This window comes from Burkholderia sp. HAN2018 (assembly GCF_024704855.1).
Classification (GTDB): domain Bacteria; phylum Pseudomonadota; class Gammaproteobacteria; order Burkholderiales; family Burkholderiaceae; genus Burkholderia; species Burkholderia cepacia.
Window position 1 is genome coordinate 1 of the sequence record NZ_QOBB01000021.1, and the last position, 15,483, is coordinate 15,483.

At 66.7% G+C, this 15,483-nt stretch carries 12 protein-coding genes; 8 read left to right on the top strand and 4 right to left on the bottom strand.

Annotated elements, in window-relative coordinates:
- The first annotated feature begins 87 nt into the window (after window positions 1-87).
- The 4 genes from DPV74_RS07405 to DPV74_RS07420 all read left to right on the top strand — a co-directional run bounded on the left by DPV74_RS07405 (window position 88) and on the right by DPV74_RS07420 (window position 4,808).
- Window positions 88-1,971 (top strand): ATP-binding protein, encoded by a 1,884-nt coding sequence (locus DPV74_RS07405; protein ID WP_059695381.1) that lies wholly within the window; start codon window positions 88-90, stop codon window positions 1,969-1,971.
- Window positions 1,961-3,322, top strand: a complete 1,362-nt coding sequence (locus DPV74_RS07410) for a sigma-54 dependent transcriptional regulator (RefSeq protein WP_027790480.1) — start codon at window positions 1,961-1,963, stop codon at window positions 3,320-3,322. The genes DPV74_RS07405 and DPV74_RS07410 overlap by 11 nt, the downstream gene beginning before the upstream one ends.
- Window positions 3,323-3,347: 25 nt before the next feature.
- A complete protein-coding gene (locus DPV74_RS07415) occupies window positions 3,348-3,677 on the top strand; it encodes a DUF3579 domain-containing protein (RefSeq protein ID WP_060194183.1) in 330 nt (109 codons plus the stop codon).
- Between the two features lie 279 nt (window positions 3,678-3,956).
- Window positions 3,957-4,808: an alpha/beta fold hydrolase gene (locus DPV74_RS07420; protein ID WP_027790478.1), complete on the top strand. Its 852-nt coding sequence runs from the start codon at window positions 3,957-3,959 to the stop codon at window positions 4,806-4,808.
- A 93-nt stretch (window positions 4,809-4,901) separates the two neighbouring features.
- Here the strand turns inward: DPV74_RS07420 and DPV74_RS07425 are convergent, their stop codons facing one another.
- Entirely contained in the window at window positions 4,902-5,342 is a 441-nt protein-coding gene (locus DPV74_RS07425; protein WP_027790477.1) for a PACE efflux transporter, read from the bottom strand.
- A 101-nt stretch (window positions 5,343-5,443) separates the two neighbouring features.
- Between DPV74_RS07425 and DPV74_RS07430 the strand changes: the two genes are divergently transcribed.
- Entirely contained in the window at window positions 5,444-6,334 is an 891-nt protein-coding gene (locus DPV74_RS07430) for a LysR family transcriptional regulator (RefSeq protein ID WP_119336888.1), read from the top strand.
- A gap of 157 nt (window positions 6,335-6,491) precedes the next feature.
- Here the strand turns inward: DPV74_RS07430 and DPV74_RS07435 are convergent, their stop codons facing one another.
- Window positions 6,492-7,427, bottom strand: coding sequence for a LysR family transcriptional regulator (locus DPV74_RS07435; RefSeq protein ID WP_119336889.1), 936 nt, complete (start codon window positions 7,425-7,427; stop codon window positions 6,492-6,494).
- A gap of 377 nt (window positions 7,428-7,804) precedes the next feature.
- Between DPV74_RS07435 and DPV74_RS07440 the strand changes: the two genes are divergently transcribed.
- The 3 genes from DPV74_RS07440 to DPV74_RS07450 are packed head-to-tail and all read left to right on the top strand — an operon-like array spanning window position 7,805 to window position 10,623.
- Entirely contained in the window at window positions 7,805-9,241 is a 1,437-nt protein-coding gene (locus DPV74_RS07440) for an NAD-dependent succinate-semialdehyde dehydrogenase (protein ID WP_119336890.1), read from the top strand.
- 12 nt (window positions 9,242-9,253) lie between these two features.
- Window positions 9,254-9,631, top strand: coding sequence for a carboxymuconolactone decarboxylase family protein (locus DPV74_RS07445; RefSeq protein ID WP_060315603.1), 378 nt, complete (start codon window positions 9,254-9,256; stop codon window positions 9,629-9,631).
- A complete protein-coding gene (locus DPV74_RS07450) occupies window positions 9,628-10,623 on the top strand; it encodes an NAD(P)H-quinone oxidoreductase (RefSeq protein WP_119336891.1) in 996 nt (331 codons plus the stop codon). Before DPV74_RS07445 ends, DPV74_RS07450 begins: the two co-directional genes overlap by 4 nt.
- A 93-nt stretch (window positions 10,624-10,716) precedes the next feature.
- Here DPV74_RS07450 and opcM read toward each other — a convergent pair whose 3' ends face one another.
- Together opcM and ceoB are read right to left on the bottom strand one after the other, a co-directional pair.
- On the bottom strand, window positions 10,717-12,252 hold the full coding sequence (gene opcM, locus DPV74_RS07455) for a multidrug efflux transporter outer membrane subunit OpcM (protein WP_119336892.1): 1,536 nt from the start codon (window positions 12,250-12,252) through the stop codon (window positions 10,717-10,719).
- A 10-nt stretch (window positions 12,253-12,262) separates the two neighbouring features.
- Window positions 12,263-15,463, bottom strand: coding sequence for a multidrug efflux RND transporter permease subunit CeoB (gene ceoB, locus DPV74_RS07460; protein ID WP_119336893.1), 3,201 nt, complete (start codon window positions 15,461-15,463; stop codon window positions 12,263-12,265).
- Window positions 15,464-15,483: the final 20 nt, after the last annotated feature.

Sequence of the window (15,483 nt, forward strand, 5' to 3'; positions counted from 1 at the left end):
CCGCTTCGCACGCGCCGCCGCCGGCCTTGCCGGCGCGCGGCGCGCGTCGTTCGGGGCGTCGCTCCGGGCGGCCGGTTGCGGGCTTCGATGAGGGCGAACGTGCAGAAGAGCTTCAAGGGAATCCCGTGGTGGGGCTGGGCATCGGCCGGCGTGCTGTACGTGTGCGTGGCGGCCGCGGCCGTCGATTTCGCGTGGGAGCGCGCGATCGACGCGCTCGAGGAAACCGGCGCGCACCGGCTCGACCTGTATGCATCGAGCCTGAAGAGCGAACTCGGCCGCTTCGAGATCCTGCCCGGCCTGGTCGCGCGGCAGGACCGCGTGCGCGCGATGCTGAAAGCCGCGCCGCACGATGCCCCCGAGCTCGTGCACACGGTCGACACGTACCTCGAAGCCGTGAACCGCGACGCGGGCAGCGGCGCGGTCGACGTGATCGACCTGCAGGGCGACGTGATCGCCGCCAGCAACTGGAACGAAACGCTCAGCTTCGTCGGCACCAACGTGTCGTACCGGCCGTATTTCAAGGACGCGCTCGCGCGCGGCAGCGGCCGCTTCTTCGGCATCGGCACCAATACCGGCGTGCCGGGCGTCTACTTCGCGAGCGCGGTGCGCGACGACGGCGTGCCGATCGGCGTCGCCGCCGTGAAGATCAGCGTCGACCCGCTCGAATCGGCGTGGCGCGCGCCGGGCGTCGCCGCGATGGTCGTCGACGGTAACGGCGTGGTCGTGATCTCGACCGAACCCGCGTGGAAATTCACCGCGCTGCGCCCGATCACCGCGCAGCAGCAGCGCGACATCCAGGCGTCGCGACAGTACGCAGGCCGCACGGTCGACGCGCTGCCGTACCGCCGCATCGGCGACCGCAGCGCGGCCGCATGGTTCGGCACCTTCCCCGATCCGCGCCACGCCGGCCGCACCACACGCTATCTCGTAATGTCGCGCCCCGCGCCGCAGGCCGGCGATTCGCTGATGGTGCTGCTCGACATCGCGGGGGCGCGGCGCCAGCAGCAGACGGCCTTCGTGTTCGTCACCGGCGCGTTCCTGATCGCCGCGCTGCTGGCCGGTTACGCGATCCAGCGCCGCCGCGCGATCGTCGCGCGGCTGAACGCGCAGGACGCGCTGCGGCGCGCGAACGACCGGCTCGAGCTGACCGTCGCGCAGCGCACGGCCGCGCTGACGGCCGCGAACGAACGGATGCAGCGCGAGATCGTCGAGCGCGAGCGCACCGAGCAGCGGCTGCGCGCGTCGCAGCAGGAAGTCGTACATGCGGGCAAGCTCGCGGTGCTCGGGCAGATGGCCGCCGGTCTCACGCACGAGCTGAACCAGCCGCTCGTCGCGATCCGCACGCTGTGCGACAACGCACGCACGTTCTTCGAGCGCGGCCAGCCGGCGCCGGCGCTCGCCAATCTCGAACGGATCGGCAAGCTCGTCGACAGCATGGCCGTGCTCACCGGCGAGCTGAAGACCTTCGCGCGCAAGCCCGACGTCGAGCGCGTCGCGGTCTCGTTGAACGAGGCCGTCGCACATGCGCGGCTCATCTACGATGCGCGGATCCGCGACGAAGGCGTGCAACTCGACGTGCACATCGCGCCCGGCACCGCCGTGTCGGCCGAATCGAGCCAGTTGCAGCAAGTGATCGTGAACCTGCTCGGCAACGCGCTCGACGCGGTGCGCGACGCGCCCGTGCGCCGCATCGTCATCGAGGCCACCGGGCCGGACGAAGCCGGCCGTGTGCGCGTCACGGTCGCCGACAGCGGCACGGGCATCGCGCCCGAGGTGCTGCCGCACCTGTTCGAGCCGTTCGTCACGACCAAGCCGCGCGGCCAGGGCCTCGGGCTCGGCCTCGCGATCACGTCGCGCATCGTCGAGGCGTTCGGCGCGAAGATCGCGGCGACGAACCGCGACGAAGGCGGCGCGCAGTTCAGTATCGAATTCGCGGCGGCAACGCTGCAAAGGACAGAGCATGGAAGATGAGATTCGGGTGCTGGTCGTCGAGGACGATGAAAACGTCCGGATCGGCGTCGAGCAGGCGGTGGCGCTTGCCGGCTTCGCGGTCGATGCCTTCGCGTCGGCCGCCGACGCGCTTCATCACGTCGCGCCCGGCGCGCCGGTCGTGATTGTGTCGGACGTGCGGATGCCGGGCATCGACGGGCTGCAGCTGCTCGATCGCGTGATGGCCATCGACGCGCAGATTCCCGTCGTGCTGATCAGCGGCCACGCCGATATCTCGACGGCCGTCGGCGCGATGCAGGTCGGCGCGTACGACTTCATCGAGAAGCCGTTCTCGTCGGACGTGATCGCGGGGCGCGTCGCGCGCGCGGTCGAGAAGCGCCGCCTGACGCTCGAGGTGCAGGGCCTGCGCGCGGCGCTGAACAACTGGCAGGGCATCGAGGCGTTCGTGCTCGGCAAGTCGCCTGCGATGGCCGACGTGCGCAAGAAGATCCTGCGCCTCGCCGATACGTCGGTGTCGGTGCTGATCACCGGCGAAACGGGCACCGGCAAGGAACTGATCGCGCGCAGCCTGCACGACTTCGGCGGCCGGCGCGACGCGCATTTCGTCGCGCTGAACTGCGGCGGCCTGCCCGAGCAGGTCTTCGAAAGCGAACTGTTCGGCCACGAGGCCGGCGCGTTCACGGGTGCAATCAAGAAGCGCATCGGCAAGATCGAATGGGCGGACGGCGGCACGCTGTTCCTCGACGAGATCGAGACGATGCCGGTTCCGCTGCAGGTCAAGATGCTGCGCGTGCTGCAGGAGCGCGTGGTCGAGCGGCTCGGCGCGAACGAGCTGATTCCGGTGGACTGCCGCGTGGTCGCCGCGTCGAAGGCCGATCTTGCCGAATTGGCGGCCGACGGCCGCTTCCGCGCCGACCTTTTGTATCGCCTCAACGTCGCGCAGATCGAGCTGCCGCCGCTGCGCGAGCGGCGCGAAGACGTGCCGCTGCTGTTCGAGCATTTCGTGCTCGCGGCCGCACGGCGCTTCGGGCAGCCGGCACCGGTCGTCACGGCCGCGCAGGTATCCGAACTGATGACGCACGCATGGCCCGGCAACGTGCGCGAGCTGCAAAACGTGGCGGACCGCTTCGTGCTCGGACTGACCGGCGACAGCCTGCTGTCGTCCGGCGGCACGCCGGCCGCGGGCGGCACGCTCGCGGAGCAGCTCGCGTATTTCGAGCGGATGCTGATCGAGGACATGCTGCAGCGTCACAACGGCAACGTCGCGGAGGCCAGCGAAGCGCTCGGCATGCCGAAGAAGACGCTCTATCACAAGCTGCGCAACCTGCGGATTCCCGCGCGCGGCGACGCGGCGGCCGATGGCGGCGAATGACGCGAACGAGGACACGCACGACAGCATGGATCGCATCGACATCACCGAACACGGCCGCGTCGCCGGCCACCTGATCCGCGGCGTCACGCGCGCGCAGAAAACCTTCCGCCCGAGCGACTGGCCCGAGCGCCTCGCGGGCGTCATCACGCTGTTCGTCGGCGAGCGGCGGCCCGGCTATCCGTGCGCGCTGTCGCGGCTCGCGATGCCGGTGGTCGACGGCGGCGTCAAATGCCTGTTCGTGTCTGACGAATTGCGCACCGTATGCGCGGACGCCTTCGACTTCGCGATGCAGTTCGCGGCCGACAACGACCTCCCCGTCGAGCTTCAGACCGCGCCCGCGCTGGCGGTGCGCTGAAACGCGGGCCGCGTTCGCGGCGCGCGTCCTTCCCGATTCCCCGTTTTCCTGGTTGCGGTGCACGGGTGCGCAGGCCGTCGCACGCGCCTTTCCGGGCCTGTCCGGCTTCACGGCCAATCGTTAGACGATTGAAAGCATCGGCACCCATCCCCTTCCGACAAGGGTTTGCGGCCGAGCCATCAAAAAAATTGATCGTCACGATGAAAATTATGCGTTTTCCTTGCAGGTCACCGTGATGCATAGTTGCGTCGTGTTGACGCACCTTTGAGTCTTTCAGTCATGAACATGCGAATCGAGCCGTCCGTGCTCGCGAACCCCGACCTGCAATTTGCGACGCTTTCGTCAGGCATCAGCCTGCCGTATGTCGAGCGGGGCAGCGGCGCGCCGATGGTGTTCGTGCACGGCTCGCTGTGCGACTACCGCTACTGGGATCCGCAGCTCGCGTCGCTGTCGGCCCACTACCGCTGCATCGCGCCGAGCCTCAGCCATTACTGGCCGGCCGTCGAAGCGGGCATCCAGGACGAGTTCAGCTGGCAGAACCACGTCGACGAGCTCGCCGAGTTCATCGACGCGCTCGATCTCGGCCCCGTGCATCTGGTCGGCCACTCGCGCGGCGGCAGCGTCGCGTTCAACGTCGCGCGCCAGCATCCGCAACTCGTCGAATCGCTGACGCTCGCCGATCCGGGCGGCCCGCTGCAACAGCCGGGCGTGCGCGAAGCCGCGCTGCCGGCCGCCGCGATCGCGCTGCGCACGAAGGCCGTAAGCCTGATCGGGCAAGGCGACGTCGAAGCGGGCCTCGAGATGTTCGTCGATTCCGTGAGCCTGCCCGGCGCGTGGAAGAAAAGCACGTCGCGTTTCCGCACGATGGCGATCGACAACGCAAGCACGCTGCCGAAGCAGTTGCGCGACCCGCTGCCCGCGTACTCGCAGCACACGGCCGGCGACATCGCGTGCCGCACGCTGCTGATCGACGGCCAGCGCAGCCCGAAGATGTTCCGCAACAACGTCGATACGCTGACGCAGTGGATCGGCAATGCACAACGGCAGACCGTCGCCGGCGCATCGCACGGGATGAACGCGGCGAGCCCCGCCGTGTTCAACCGTTACGTGCACGAGTTCGTCGCCGCGTAACGCGAGCGGGCGGCATGCGCGCCGCCCGGCCTTCCTCTCTCTTGCAGAAGCGAAACGGCGCGGGCAATCCGCATCGTTTCGCATCCCCCTGCATCACGCAGCCGATGCCGCCTTGCGCGTCACCGCATCCGGCAACCCGAACACGCTGTCGAACGCCCAGTTGTACGTGAACGTGAAGATCGGGAAGAACACGATCAGCACCGCGTCGTACAGGAACGCCTGCCATAACGACACGTCGAGCCACCACGCGATCAACGGAATCAGGAACGTCACGAGCGCGACCTGAAACCCGATCGCATGCACGACACGTCGCCCGACGGTGCGCGTCGTTTCGGTGCGCCGCCGCTCCCACGCCTCGAACCCAAGGTTGTACAGAAAATTGACGGTGACGCCCGTCGTCGAGATCATCACGCCGAGCAGGCCGCTCGTCGCCGCGCTCGCGCCGCTCAGCATGCCGAGCACCGACGACGCAACGAGGATGCCGAGCACCTCGAACATCACGACGTAGACTATGCGTCTCTTCCATCCTTGCATGACCGACCACCTTCGTTTCGAACAAGGTGGCGAGACTACAGCGGACACTTCGTCCGTAAAAGTCAGGTCCTTTCAATTTTTCTGACAGGAGGCGGCCGACCATGCTGACCAGCGATCACATCGACATGCTGCTGACCGTCATCGACGAAGGCTCGTTCTCGGCGGCCGCGCGTGCGCTCGGCCGCACGCCGTCGGCGGTCAGCATGGCGATCGCGAACCTCGAGGCCGAACTCGACCTCGTGCTGTTCGACCGCGGCACGCGCGAGCCGACGCCGACCGCCGCGATGGCCGCGCTGCTGCCCGACGCGCGCGCGATCGCCGAACGGCTGCATGCGCTGCGTGCGCATGCGCAGCACTTGTCGGAGGGTGTCGAGAACACGCTGCGACTCGGGCTCGCGGCCGAAATCGACGGCGCGCCGATTGCGCGCGCGCTGGCCGCCGTCGCCGCGAAATATCCGGCGCTCGCGGTCAGCGTCGTCACCGCACCGCAGGATGCGATCGTCGACGCGCTGCATCGCGGGGCCGTCGATCTTTGCGTCGCGTACGGCGGGCTCGATCTTCATCCGCAGGAACAGATTCACGCGCTGTGGACCGAGACGCTGATCGCGGTCGCCGCGCCCGGCCATCCGGCGATTGCCGAAGCCGCGCATCCGGAGGCGATCGAGCGCTTGTCGGGGTTTCGGCAGATCGTGATCGCCGATCCGGAGCGGCCGCTCACCGACGTGCGGCCGCTTATCGGCAACCGCACGTGGAAGGTGACCGACATGGCGACCGCGATCGCGCTCGTGAAGGCTGGTCATGGCTGGGCGAACTTGCCGGAATCGATCATCGACCGGTATGTGGCGGACGGCGAACTCGCACCGCTCGTGTTCGCAAACATTCGCAACGGGCTGCCGCTGCCTGTGTATTTGCGGCGGCCGAAACATACGGGGCTCGGCAAGGCCGCCGGGGAACTCTTGCGGGCACTGCGGGCTGAAGACGGTCCGCATTGAGCGGTGCGGCGATGGCGTCGCCACACCATCCGTCAACGCCGGACGACTTGACCGTTAGTTGCAGTCACTGGACCACCGCCGCGCGCGTTCGGCGCCGGAAACGCGTTCCCGGTCGGTCATCGCTCGACCTGCCCGACCATGCCGGCCGTGAGGCGGGTCATACGACCGTGATGGCGAGCTCCTCCGCATACGCCTCCAATCGGTCGCCTACCCGCAACTTAAGGACATCGATGAACCGTTTGATCTTCGCGTCGACGAACTGACGGGACGAATACACCGCATAGACGTTGCGCTGGGCGGTGTGGAATTCAGGCAGCACGCGAACGAGCGATCCTTTACGCAAATCGTCGATTGCCGAGAAGGCGGCGATCAGCCCGATCCCCGCGCCCTCGCGCAGTACCGTGGACATCGCATCCATGTCGTTGACGCTGAAGTGCGATCCCGCCGGACGATACACCGCCTCGCCGGCCCTGCCTTGCAGACGCCATTCGTCGGGCGCGTAATCGACCGTGCTCAGGAGCACACATGTGTGGTCGACGAGGTCTTCCACGCACGCGGGAGCCGGACGATGCGCCAGATACTCGGGCGACGCCGCCAGAATGCAATGGCTGACGCCGATCTTCTGGCTCACATACGCCGAGTCCGGCAGCGTGCGCGCAATCACGATCGCCACGTCGAGTTGCTCTTCGAGCAGGTTCGGCATCCGCTGCGACAGCATGAGATCGACCGATACCTCCGGGTATGCATTCCGATAGGCAAGCACGGCTTGCGAAACGAGTTGACGGCCTAATCCCGGCACCGCATGCACGCGCAACACGCCGCGCGGCTCCAGCAGCGCATCGCGCGCTTCCGCTTCTGCCCGTTCGATGTCCGAGAGGATCGCAACGCTGCGCTCGTAAAAACGTCGCCCCGCATCGGTGACGACGAGCCGTCGCGTCGAGCGCTGCAGCAACCGCGTGTTGAGATTGTCCTCGAGTACCGAGACCGCTCGGGAAATGTTGCCGACCGTCGTATCGAGGTGGTTTGCGACAGCCGTGAAACTGCCCATCTCGACCACCTTCGCAAACACCGACATGGTGTGAACCTTGTCCATTACGCACCCTGGTTTTGAATTGATCGCCGAATCGCTGCGTTTCGGCCCGCGCGAGCCTGTTGATCATAGGGCCCGCGCCTGCTTCGTGCAGTCAGCGCGCAATCCCCTGTCGTTTTCGCGCATCCTTTCAATTCGCCTTCATTCTGGCAGGGGATTTTCCCTCCCGAGACAAGATTCATTCTTTCCGGCCCCTCTAAGTTGCCGCCCGCTTCACGCCTAGACTGGGTCCCGAAGTCAGGCAATCAGAACGCGGAAGTATCGAACCCGAGCTCGGCCCGCCACGGCGAATCGTCCAGACACGGCGTGGCGCAGGTTCCCCTGTCCGGCTCGTAGCGAACACACATCGAATCGCAATCCTAACCATAGAGGCTAATACCATGGACATCAGTTACGACGCGCTTCATCTTTTCATCAACGGCGAATGGATCGGTGCGAGCGAACGCGAAACGGCGCCGGTGATCAACCCCGCCACGCAAATCGAGATCGGGCGCGTCCCGCTGGCGACGGCAGCCGATCTGGATCGCGCCCTGCAGGCCACCGCACCGGCTTTTGACGTCTGGCGCAACACCGTGCCTGCCGAACGCGCGCGCATTCTGAAGCGTGCGGCGGAACTGATGCGCGAGCGCGCCGAGCACATCGCGACCGTCATGACGCTCGAGGAAGGCAAACCACTGGCAGAAAGCCGCGACGAAGTCCTGCGTGCCGCCGACTATTTCGAATGGTTCGCCGAAGAGGCTCGCCGCATCGACGGCCGCGTGGTGCCATCCAACCGCCCGGGCGTGCAACAGCTCGTGAAAAAACAGGCAATCGGGCCCGTCGCCGCATTCACGCCATGGAATTTTCCCGCGATCACCCCGGCGCGCAAGCTCTCCGCCGCACTCGCCGCCGGATGCAGCGTCATCATCAAACCCGGCGAGGAAAGCCCCGCAACGGCGCTCGCGCTGGCACGTGCACTGGACGACGCCGGTTTGCCGAAGGGCGTGCTTCAAGTCGTATTCGGCGTGCCCGACCAGGTGTCGAAGCATCTGATCGCTTCCCCGGTCATCCGGAAGGTGACGTTCACGGGCTCGGTACCGATCGGCCGCCTGCTGTCGGCGCGTGCCGCCGAAGGCGTCAAACCCATCACGCTGGAGCTGGGCGGCCACGGGCCCGTCCTCGTATTCGACGACGCGGATGTCGAGAAGGCCGCGGTCGACGGTGCGGCGAACCGCTTTCGCGGTACGGGCCAGGTCTGCATCTCGTCGACGCGCTTCCTGATCCAGCGCGACGTCTACGACGCGTTCGTCGGGCACTTCGTGCGCGCCACCCAGGCCCTCAAGGTCGGGAATGGCATGGATGCCGGCACGCAGGTCGGGCCGCTGGCCAATCCGCGCCAGCTTGCCAAGATGGAAGAACTCATCGCCGATGCGGTGGAACGTGGCGCAAGGGTCCTCGCCGGCGGAAAGCGCATCGAGGGCGAAGGATATTTCTTCGAACCCACGGTCCTCGCCGACGTACCGAAGGACGCGCGCGTGATGCATGAAGAACCGTTCGGCCCGATCGCCGTGCTGATGCGCTTCGATGCCCTCGCCGACGGGCTCGCCGAAGCGAACCGGTTGCCGTACGGGCTCTCCGCCTATGCGTTCACGCGCAGCGCGCGCACGGCCATTGATGTCGCGGACGGTCTCGAAGCCGGGATGATCGGCATCAACCAGTACCGCATCGTGTCGACCGAACTGCCGTTCGGCGGCATGAAGGAAAGCGGCCACGGCTCGGAAGGCGGCACCGAGGGCATCGAGTACTACCTCACGCACAAGTTCATCAGCCAGGCTTGAAGGAGTATCGCCATGTCTCATACGCATTTCGACAGTCCTCGCGAGGCCGCGCGGGCCTTCACGCCGACGCTCTCGGCATTCGTCGACGACACGCTCTATCCGCGCATCTGGAGCGATCCGTCGCTCGCGCCGCGCGACCGCAGCCTCGTGACCGTCGCCGCCCTGATCGCGGGGGGCCATCTCGACGAGTTGCCGGCGCACCTGCGGCGCGCGTTGACGAACGGCGTCACCCGCGAAGAGCTCTCCGCGGCAATCACTCACCTCGCGTTCTACGCCGGGTTTCCCGCAGCGATTTCCGCTTCTGCCGTGGCGCAGGCAACGCTGGGCGCACAACCTCGGTCCGACGATCTCGCCGGCAATTCAGCTCCCGCACAGGAAGGTGTGAAATGAAAGCCATCACGTTCAAGGAATTCGGCGAGGCCGAGGTTCTCCAATTGGCCGAAGTCCCGGCACCCGAGGTTCGCCCCGACGATCTACTGGTACGCGTTCATGCCGCGGGCGTGAATCGCGCGGATCTGACACATCGGCGAGGCGGATACGGCCGGCCCAATTTCGGCGACTCCACCCTCATGGGGCTCGAAATCGCCGGCGAGGTGATCGAGACGGGCAGCGCCGTGCAGGGCTACAAGGTGGGTGATCGTGTAATGGGCGTCGTGGGCGGCGGGGCCTATGCGGAACTGGCGCGCATCGACTGGAGAATGGCGATGCCCATTCCGGCAACGATCGACTACGTGCACGCGGCTGCCATACCGGAAGTTTTCGTCACTGCGCACGAAGCGTTGTTGCATCTGGGCCGCTTGCAACGCGGCGATTCGGTGCTGATTCACGCAGCGGCGGGCGGGGTGGGTTCCGCGGCGGTCCAGCTCGCCTACGCAACCGGCGCGACGATATTCGCGACCGCCGAAGCGTCGAAACTGGAACGGATCGTTCAACTCGGCGTGGACCATGCGATCGACTACAAGGCGCACGATTTTTCGGAAGTCGTCGCAAGCAGGACAGGCAAACGCGGTGTCGACGTCGTCATCGACTTCGTGGGTGCGCCGTATTTTTCGCGGAATGTCGCGTCATTGGCAAACGGCGGCCGGCTGGTGCAGGTCGGCATACTCGGCGGCGGCGGTGACGTGAGCGTTGCGCTCGATCAGATCCTGTACCGTCATCTGCAAATCATCGGCACGGTGATGAAGTCGCGCGACCCGCGCGAGAAACACGCGATGGTTCGGCGATTTCGCGAACATTGGCTGGACCGCTTTGCGGGAGGCGCGGGTCTCGAACCGGTCGTCGACAGCGTGTTTCCTCTCGCCGATGCCGCGGCGGCTCATCGACGGATGGAGTTGGCCGCGAACGTAGGCAAGATCATCCTGACGATGAGCGAAAATGCCTGACGCCATAAAAAACCCCGGCATGCAGACCTGAGCCTGCATGCCGGGTTTCTTCGCTTCACTGCCGGCGAGCGACGAATCGCCCGCCGTTCGCGCTCAACGCGCGGCGACTTCCGCCTTGACGGACGCCGCATCGCCGACCGCCGTCGGCGCGGGCCCCCATCCGCCGCCGAGCGCGCGGATCAGGTTGACGGTCGACACGGCCTGCGCGCCGGTGAGCTGGTTCGCCTGCAGTTGCGACTGCAGCACCGAGCGCTCGCTGTCGATGACGTCGAGATAGGCGACTTCACCTTCCTGATACTGCGTGCGCGACAACGTCGCCGCGCGCCGCGACGCATTGACGGCTGCATCCTGCGCGCGGATCTGGTCGTCGAGCAGGCGCAGGTCGGCGAGATTGTCCTCGACCTCGCGGAACGCGACGAGCACCTGCTGCCGGTAGTTCGCGACCTGCTCGTCGTACTGCGCGCGCGCCTGCTGCACGCCTGCCGCACGGCGTCCGCCGTCGAACAGCGGCAGCGTCAGCGCGGTGCCCGCGAACGGCCCGAGCAGGAACGTGCGGCTCGACCACAGGAACAGGTTGCCGAGCGTCGACGCCTCATAGCCGAACGCCCCCGTGATGTCGAGCTTCGGGAAATACGCCGACTTCGCGAGGCCGATCCGCGCGTTCGCGGCCGCCATCGCGCGCTCGGCCGCCGACACGTCCGGACGGCGTTCGAGCAGCGCGGACGGCAGGCCCGGCGGCACCTTCAACGCGACCGGCACGATCGGCGTTTCCTTGAACGCGAAATCCGCGGGCGCCTTGCCGAGCAGGATCGCGAGCGCATGCTCGGATGCCGCGCGCCGGCGCGCGACACCGACCGCATCGGCCTGCGCGCTGGCCAGCTCGTTCTTCGCGCGCGACACGTCGAGCTCGCTGATGTCGCCTTCGTTGAAGCGGCGCTGCACGAGTTGCAGTGCCTGCTCGCGCAACTCCACCGTGCGGCGGTACAGGTCCTGGTCGGAATCGAGCTGGCGCAGTTCGAAGTAGTTCTGCGCGACGTCCGCCTGCAGCGCGAGCTGCACCGAACGGAACAGCGCTTCGCTCTGCGCCTGGTCGGCACGCGACGCCTCGACGTTGCGGCCGACACGGCCGAACAGGTCGGCTTCGTAGGACACCGTACCCTGCGCGCGCCACAGCGTCGCATTGGTCGGGCCCGTGCCCTGCGGCTGGAACTGCGACGCCGACGACAGCCCTTCGCGTGTCGGCCCGAACCCGGCGCCGACCTGCGGGAACCATTGCGAGCGCGCCGAACGCGTCGCCGCGCGCGCTTCCTCGACCCGCGCCGCCGCGGCTTTCAGGTTCTGGTTCGCGGCGAGCGCCTGGGTCTCGAGCGAGTCGAGCACCGGATCGCCGAACACCTTCCACCATTCGCCGCGATGTTCGCCGTCCGCCGGCTCGGCCGTCTTCCAGGTGCCGGCCTGCTCGCCGGCGGCGAGCGCCGGCGCTTCCTTGAACGCGGCGGGCGCCGCCGCATCCGGGCGCTTGTAGTCGGGGCCCACCGCACACGCGGCGAGCAGCGTCGCGAGCAGGGTGCTCGCGGCCGCCACCTTCGCGAAGCGCATCAGGCCGTTCGTGTTGTGCATGTTGTCCATCTTTTTATCCTCAAGCATCCGAAGCCGGTACGCCCTGGGCCGGCACGCCGTAGCCGGACGAGTCCTTGCCGGCGACGTGGATCTTGCCGCCTGCCAGCGTACGCAACACGACGTAGAACACCGGTGTCAGCATCAGCCCGAACAGCGTCACGCCCAGCATCCCGAAGAACACCGCGACACCCATTGCATGGCGCATTTCCGAACCGGCCCCCGTCGACGTGACGAGCGGCACGACGCCCATGATGAACGCGATCGACGTCATCAGAATCGGGCGCAGCCGCAGCCGGCTCGCCTCGATCGCGGCCTCGAGCGGCGTCCTGCCGTCGTGTTCGAGCTCGCGTGCGAATTCGACGATCAGGATCGCGTTCTTCGCCGACAGCCCCACCAGCACCATCAAGCCGATCTGCGTGAAGATGTTGTTGTCGCCCTGCGTGAGCCACACGCCCGTCAACGCCGACAGAATGCTCATCGGCACGATCAGGATCACCGCGAGCGGCAGCGTCAGGCTTTCATACAGCGCGGCGAGCACGAGGAACACGAGCAGCACGCTGATCGGGAACACATACATCGCCGAATCGCCGGCAAGGATCTGCTGGTACGTGAGGTCGGTCCACTCGAACCGCACGCCGCGCGGCAGTGTTTCATGCGCGATGCGCTCGATCGCGGCCTGCGCCTGACCCGACGAGAAGCCCGGCGCCGGGCCGCCGTTGATGTCGGCCGCCGTGTAGCCGTTGTAGCGCACGACCATTTCGGGGCCGAACGTCGGCGTCACCGTGACGAGCGACGACAGCGGCACCATCTCGCCCTTGTCGTTGCGCGTCTTCAACTGCAGGATGTCGTCCGCACGCTGGCGGAACGGCGCATCGGCCTGCACGCGCACCTGGTACACGCGCCCGAAGCGGTTGAAGTCGTTCACGTACAGCGAGCCGAGATACACCTGCATCGTGTTGAACACGTCGGTCACCGGCACGCCGAGCTGCTTCGCCTTCACGCGGTCGAGATCGACGTTGAGCTGCGGCACGTTGATCTGGTAGCTCGTGAACAACGGGCCGAGTTCCGGCGCCTGCTGCGCGCGCTTGATGAAGTCGTTGGTCGCATCCGCGAGCCGCGCATAGCCGACCGCGCCGCGATCCTCGATCTGCATCTTGAACCCGCCGAGCGTGCCGAGGCCGAGCACCGGCGGCGGCGGGAACACCGCGACGAACGAGTCCTTCATCGCGCTGTACTGCTGGTTCAGCGCACCCGCGATCGCGCCCGCCGACAGCGCCTTGCCATGCCGTTCCGAGAACGGCTTCAGCGTGACGAACACGATGCCCGCGCTCGAGCTGTTCGTGAAGCCGTTCACCGACAGACCCGGGAACGCGACCGCACTCTCGACGCCCGGCTGCTTCAGCGCGATCGAGCCCATGTCGCGGATCACCTTCTCGGTGCGATCCAGCGATGCACCGTTCGGCAATTGCGCGAACGCGATCAGGTATTCCTTGTCCTGCGCGGGCACGAAGCCGCCCGGCACGACCTTCGACACCAGCACGGTCGCGCCCACCAGCACGAGGTACACGCCGAGCATCAGCGTCTTGCGCGACAGCACGCCGCGCACGCCGCGGCCGTAGTTCTCCGCGCTGCGATGGAACACCTTGTTGAAGCCGCGGAAGAAGCCGCCGAGCACGCGATTCATCACGCGCGTCAGCCAGTCTTCCTTGTCGCCATGCCCCTTCAGCAGGATCGCGGACAGCGCCGGCGACAGCGTCAGCGAGTTGAACGCCGAGATCACCGTCGAGATCGCGATGGTCATCGCGAACTGCTTGTAGAACTGGCCGGTCAGGCCCGACATGAACGCGAGCGGCACGAACACGGCGACGAGCGTCAGCGCGATCGCGATGATCGGCCCGCTCACTTCCTGCATCGCCTTGTAGGTCGCCTGCCGCGCGTTCATCCCGCTTTCGATGTTGCGCTCGACGTTCTCGACCACCACGATCGCATCGTCGACCACGATCCCGATCGCGAGCACCATCCCGAACAATGACAGCGCATTGATCGAATATCCGAATGCGAGCAGCAGCGAGAACGTGCCGATGATCGACACCGGCACCGCGATCAGCGGAATCAGCGACGCGCGCCAGGTCTGCAGGAACACGATCACGACGATCACGACCAGCGCGATTGCTTCGAGCAGCGTATGCACGACGGCCTTGATCGACGAACGCACGAACTGCGTCGGGTCATAGACGATCTTGTAGTCGACGCCCGCCGGCATGTCCTGCTTCAGCTCGGCCATCGTCTTGCGCACTTCATCCGAGATCTGCAGCGAGTTCGCGCCCGGCGACTGGTTGATCGCCATCGCGACGGCCGGCTTGTTGTCGAGCAGCGAGCGCAGCCCGTATTCGGATGCGTCGAGCTCGATCCGCGCGATGTCGCGCAGGTGCGTGACGCCGCCGTCCGGCGTGGTCTTCACGACGATGTCGCCGAACTCGTCTTCCGTCTGCAGACGGCCGCGCGCGTTCACCGACAACTGCAGCGGCGTGCCGGGCAGTGACGGCGACGCGCCGATCACGCCGGCCGCGACCTGCACGTTCTGCTCGCGGATCGCCTGCACGACGTCCTCGGCCGACAGCCCGCGCTGCGCGACCTTCTGCGGATCGAGCCACACGCGCATCGCGTAGTCGCCCGAACCCCACAGCTGCACCTGGCCGACGCCCTGGATCCGCGACAGGCGATCCTTCACGTTGATCAGCGCGTAGTTGCGCAGGTAGGTCATGTCGTAGCGGTTGTCCGGCGAGATCAGGTGGACCACCATCGTCAGCGTCGGCGAGCTCTTCACCGTCGTGATGCCGAGCCGCTGCACGTCTTCCGGCAGGCGCGGCAGCGCCTGGTTCACGCGGTTCTGCACGAGCTGCGTGGCCTTGTCCGGATCGGTACCCAGCTTGAACGTGACGGTGATCGTCATGTTGCCGTCGCTGTTCGCCTGCGACTGCATGTAGAGCATGTCCTCGACGCCGTTGATCTGTTCTTCAAGCGGCGACGCGACCGTCTCGGCGATCACTTTCGGGTTCGCGCCCGGATACTGCGCCTTCACGATCACGGAAGGCGGCACGACTTCCGGATATTCCGAGATCGGCAGCAGGAACATCGCGATCACCCCGCCGAGCAGGATGATCACCGATAGGACTCCTGCGAAGATCGGCCGGTCGATAAAGAATTTTGAAATGTTCATGTGTGGCTCTGTCTGGTTGA

Bases quoted from the DNA above. Each gene is read 5' to 3' on its own strand.
- DPV74_RS07405 (WP_059695381.1), top strand. From the start codon at position 88: ATGAGGGCGAACGTGCAGAAGAGCTTCAAGGGAATCCCGTGGTGGGGC.
- DPV74_RS07410 (WP_027790480.1), top strand. From the start codon at position 1,961: ATGGAAGATGAGATTCGGGTGCTGGTCGTCGAGGACGATGAAAACGTC.
- DPV74_RS07415 (WP_060194183.1), top strand. From the start codon at position 3,348: ATGGATCGCATCGACATCACCGAACACGGCCGCGTCGCCGGCCACCTG.
- DPV74_RS07420 (WP_027790478.1), top strand. From the start codon at position 3,957: ATGAACATGCGAATCGAGCCGTCCGTGCTCGCGAACCCCGACCTGCAA.
- DPV74_RS07425 (WP_027790477.1), bottom strand. From the start codon at position 5,342: ATGCAAGGATGGAAGAGACGCATAGTCTACGTCGTGATGTTCGAGGTG.
- DPV74_RS07430 (WP_119336888.1), top strand. From the start codon at position 5,444: ATGCTGACCAGCGATCACATCGACATGCTGCTGACCGTCATCGACGAA.
- DPV74_RS07435 (WP_119336889.1), bottom strand. From the start codon at position 7,427: ATGGACAAGGTTCACACCATGTCGGTGTTTGCGAAGGTGGTCGAGATG.
- DPV74_RS07440 (WP_119336890.1), top strand. From the start codon at position 7,805: ATGGACATCAGTTACGACGCGCTTCATCTTTTCATCAACGGCGAATGG.
- DPV74_RS07445 (WP_060315603.1), top strand. From the start codon at position 9,254: ATGTCTCATACGCATTTCGACAGTCCTCGCGAGGCCGCGCGGGCCTTC.
- DPV74_RS07450 (WP_119336891.1), top strand. From the start codon at position 9,628: ATGAAAGCCATCACGTTCAAGGAATTCGGCGAGGCCGAGGTTCTCCAA.
- opcM (WP_119336892.1), bottom strand. From the start codon at position 12,252: ATGGACAACATGCACAACACGAACGGCCTGATGCGCTTCGCGAAGGTG.
- ceoB (WP_119336893.1), bottom strand. From the start codon at position 15,463: ATGAACATTTCAAAATTCTTTATCGACCGGCCGATCTTCGCAGGAGTC.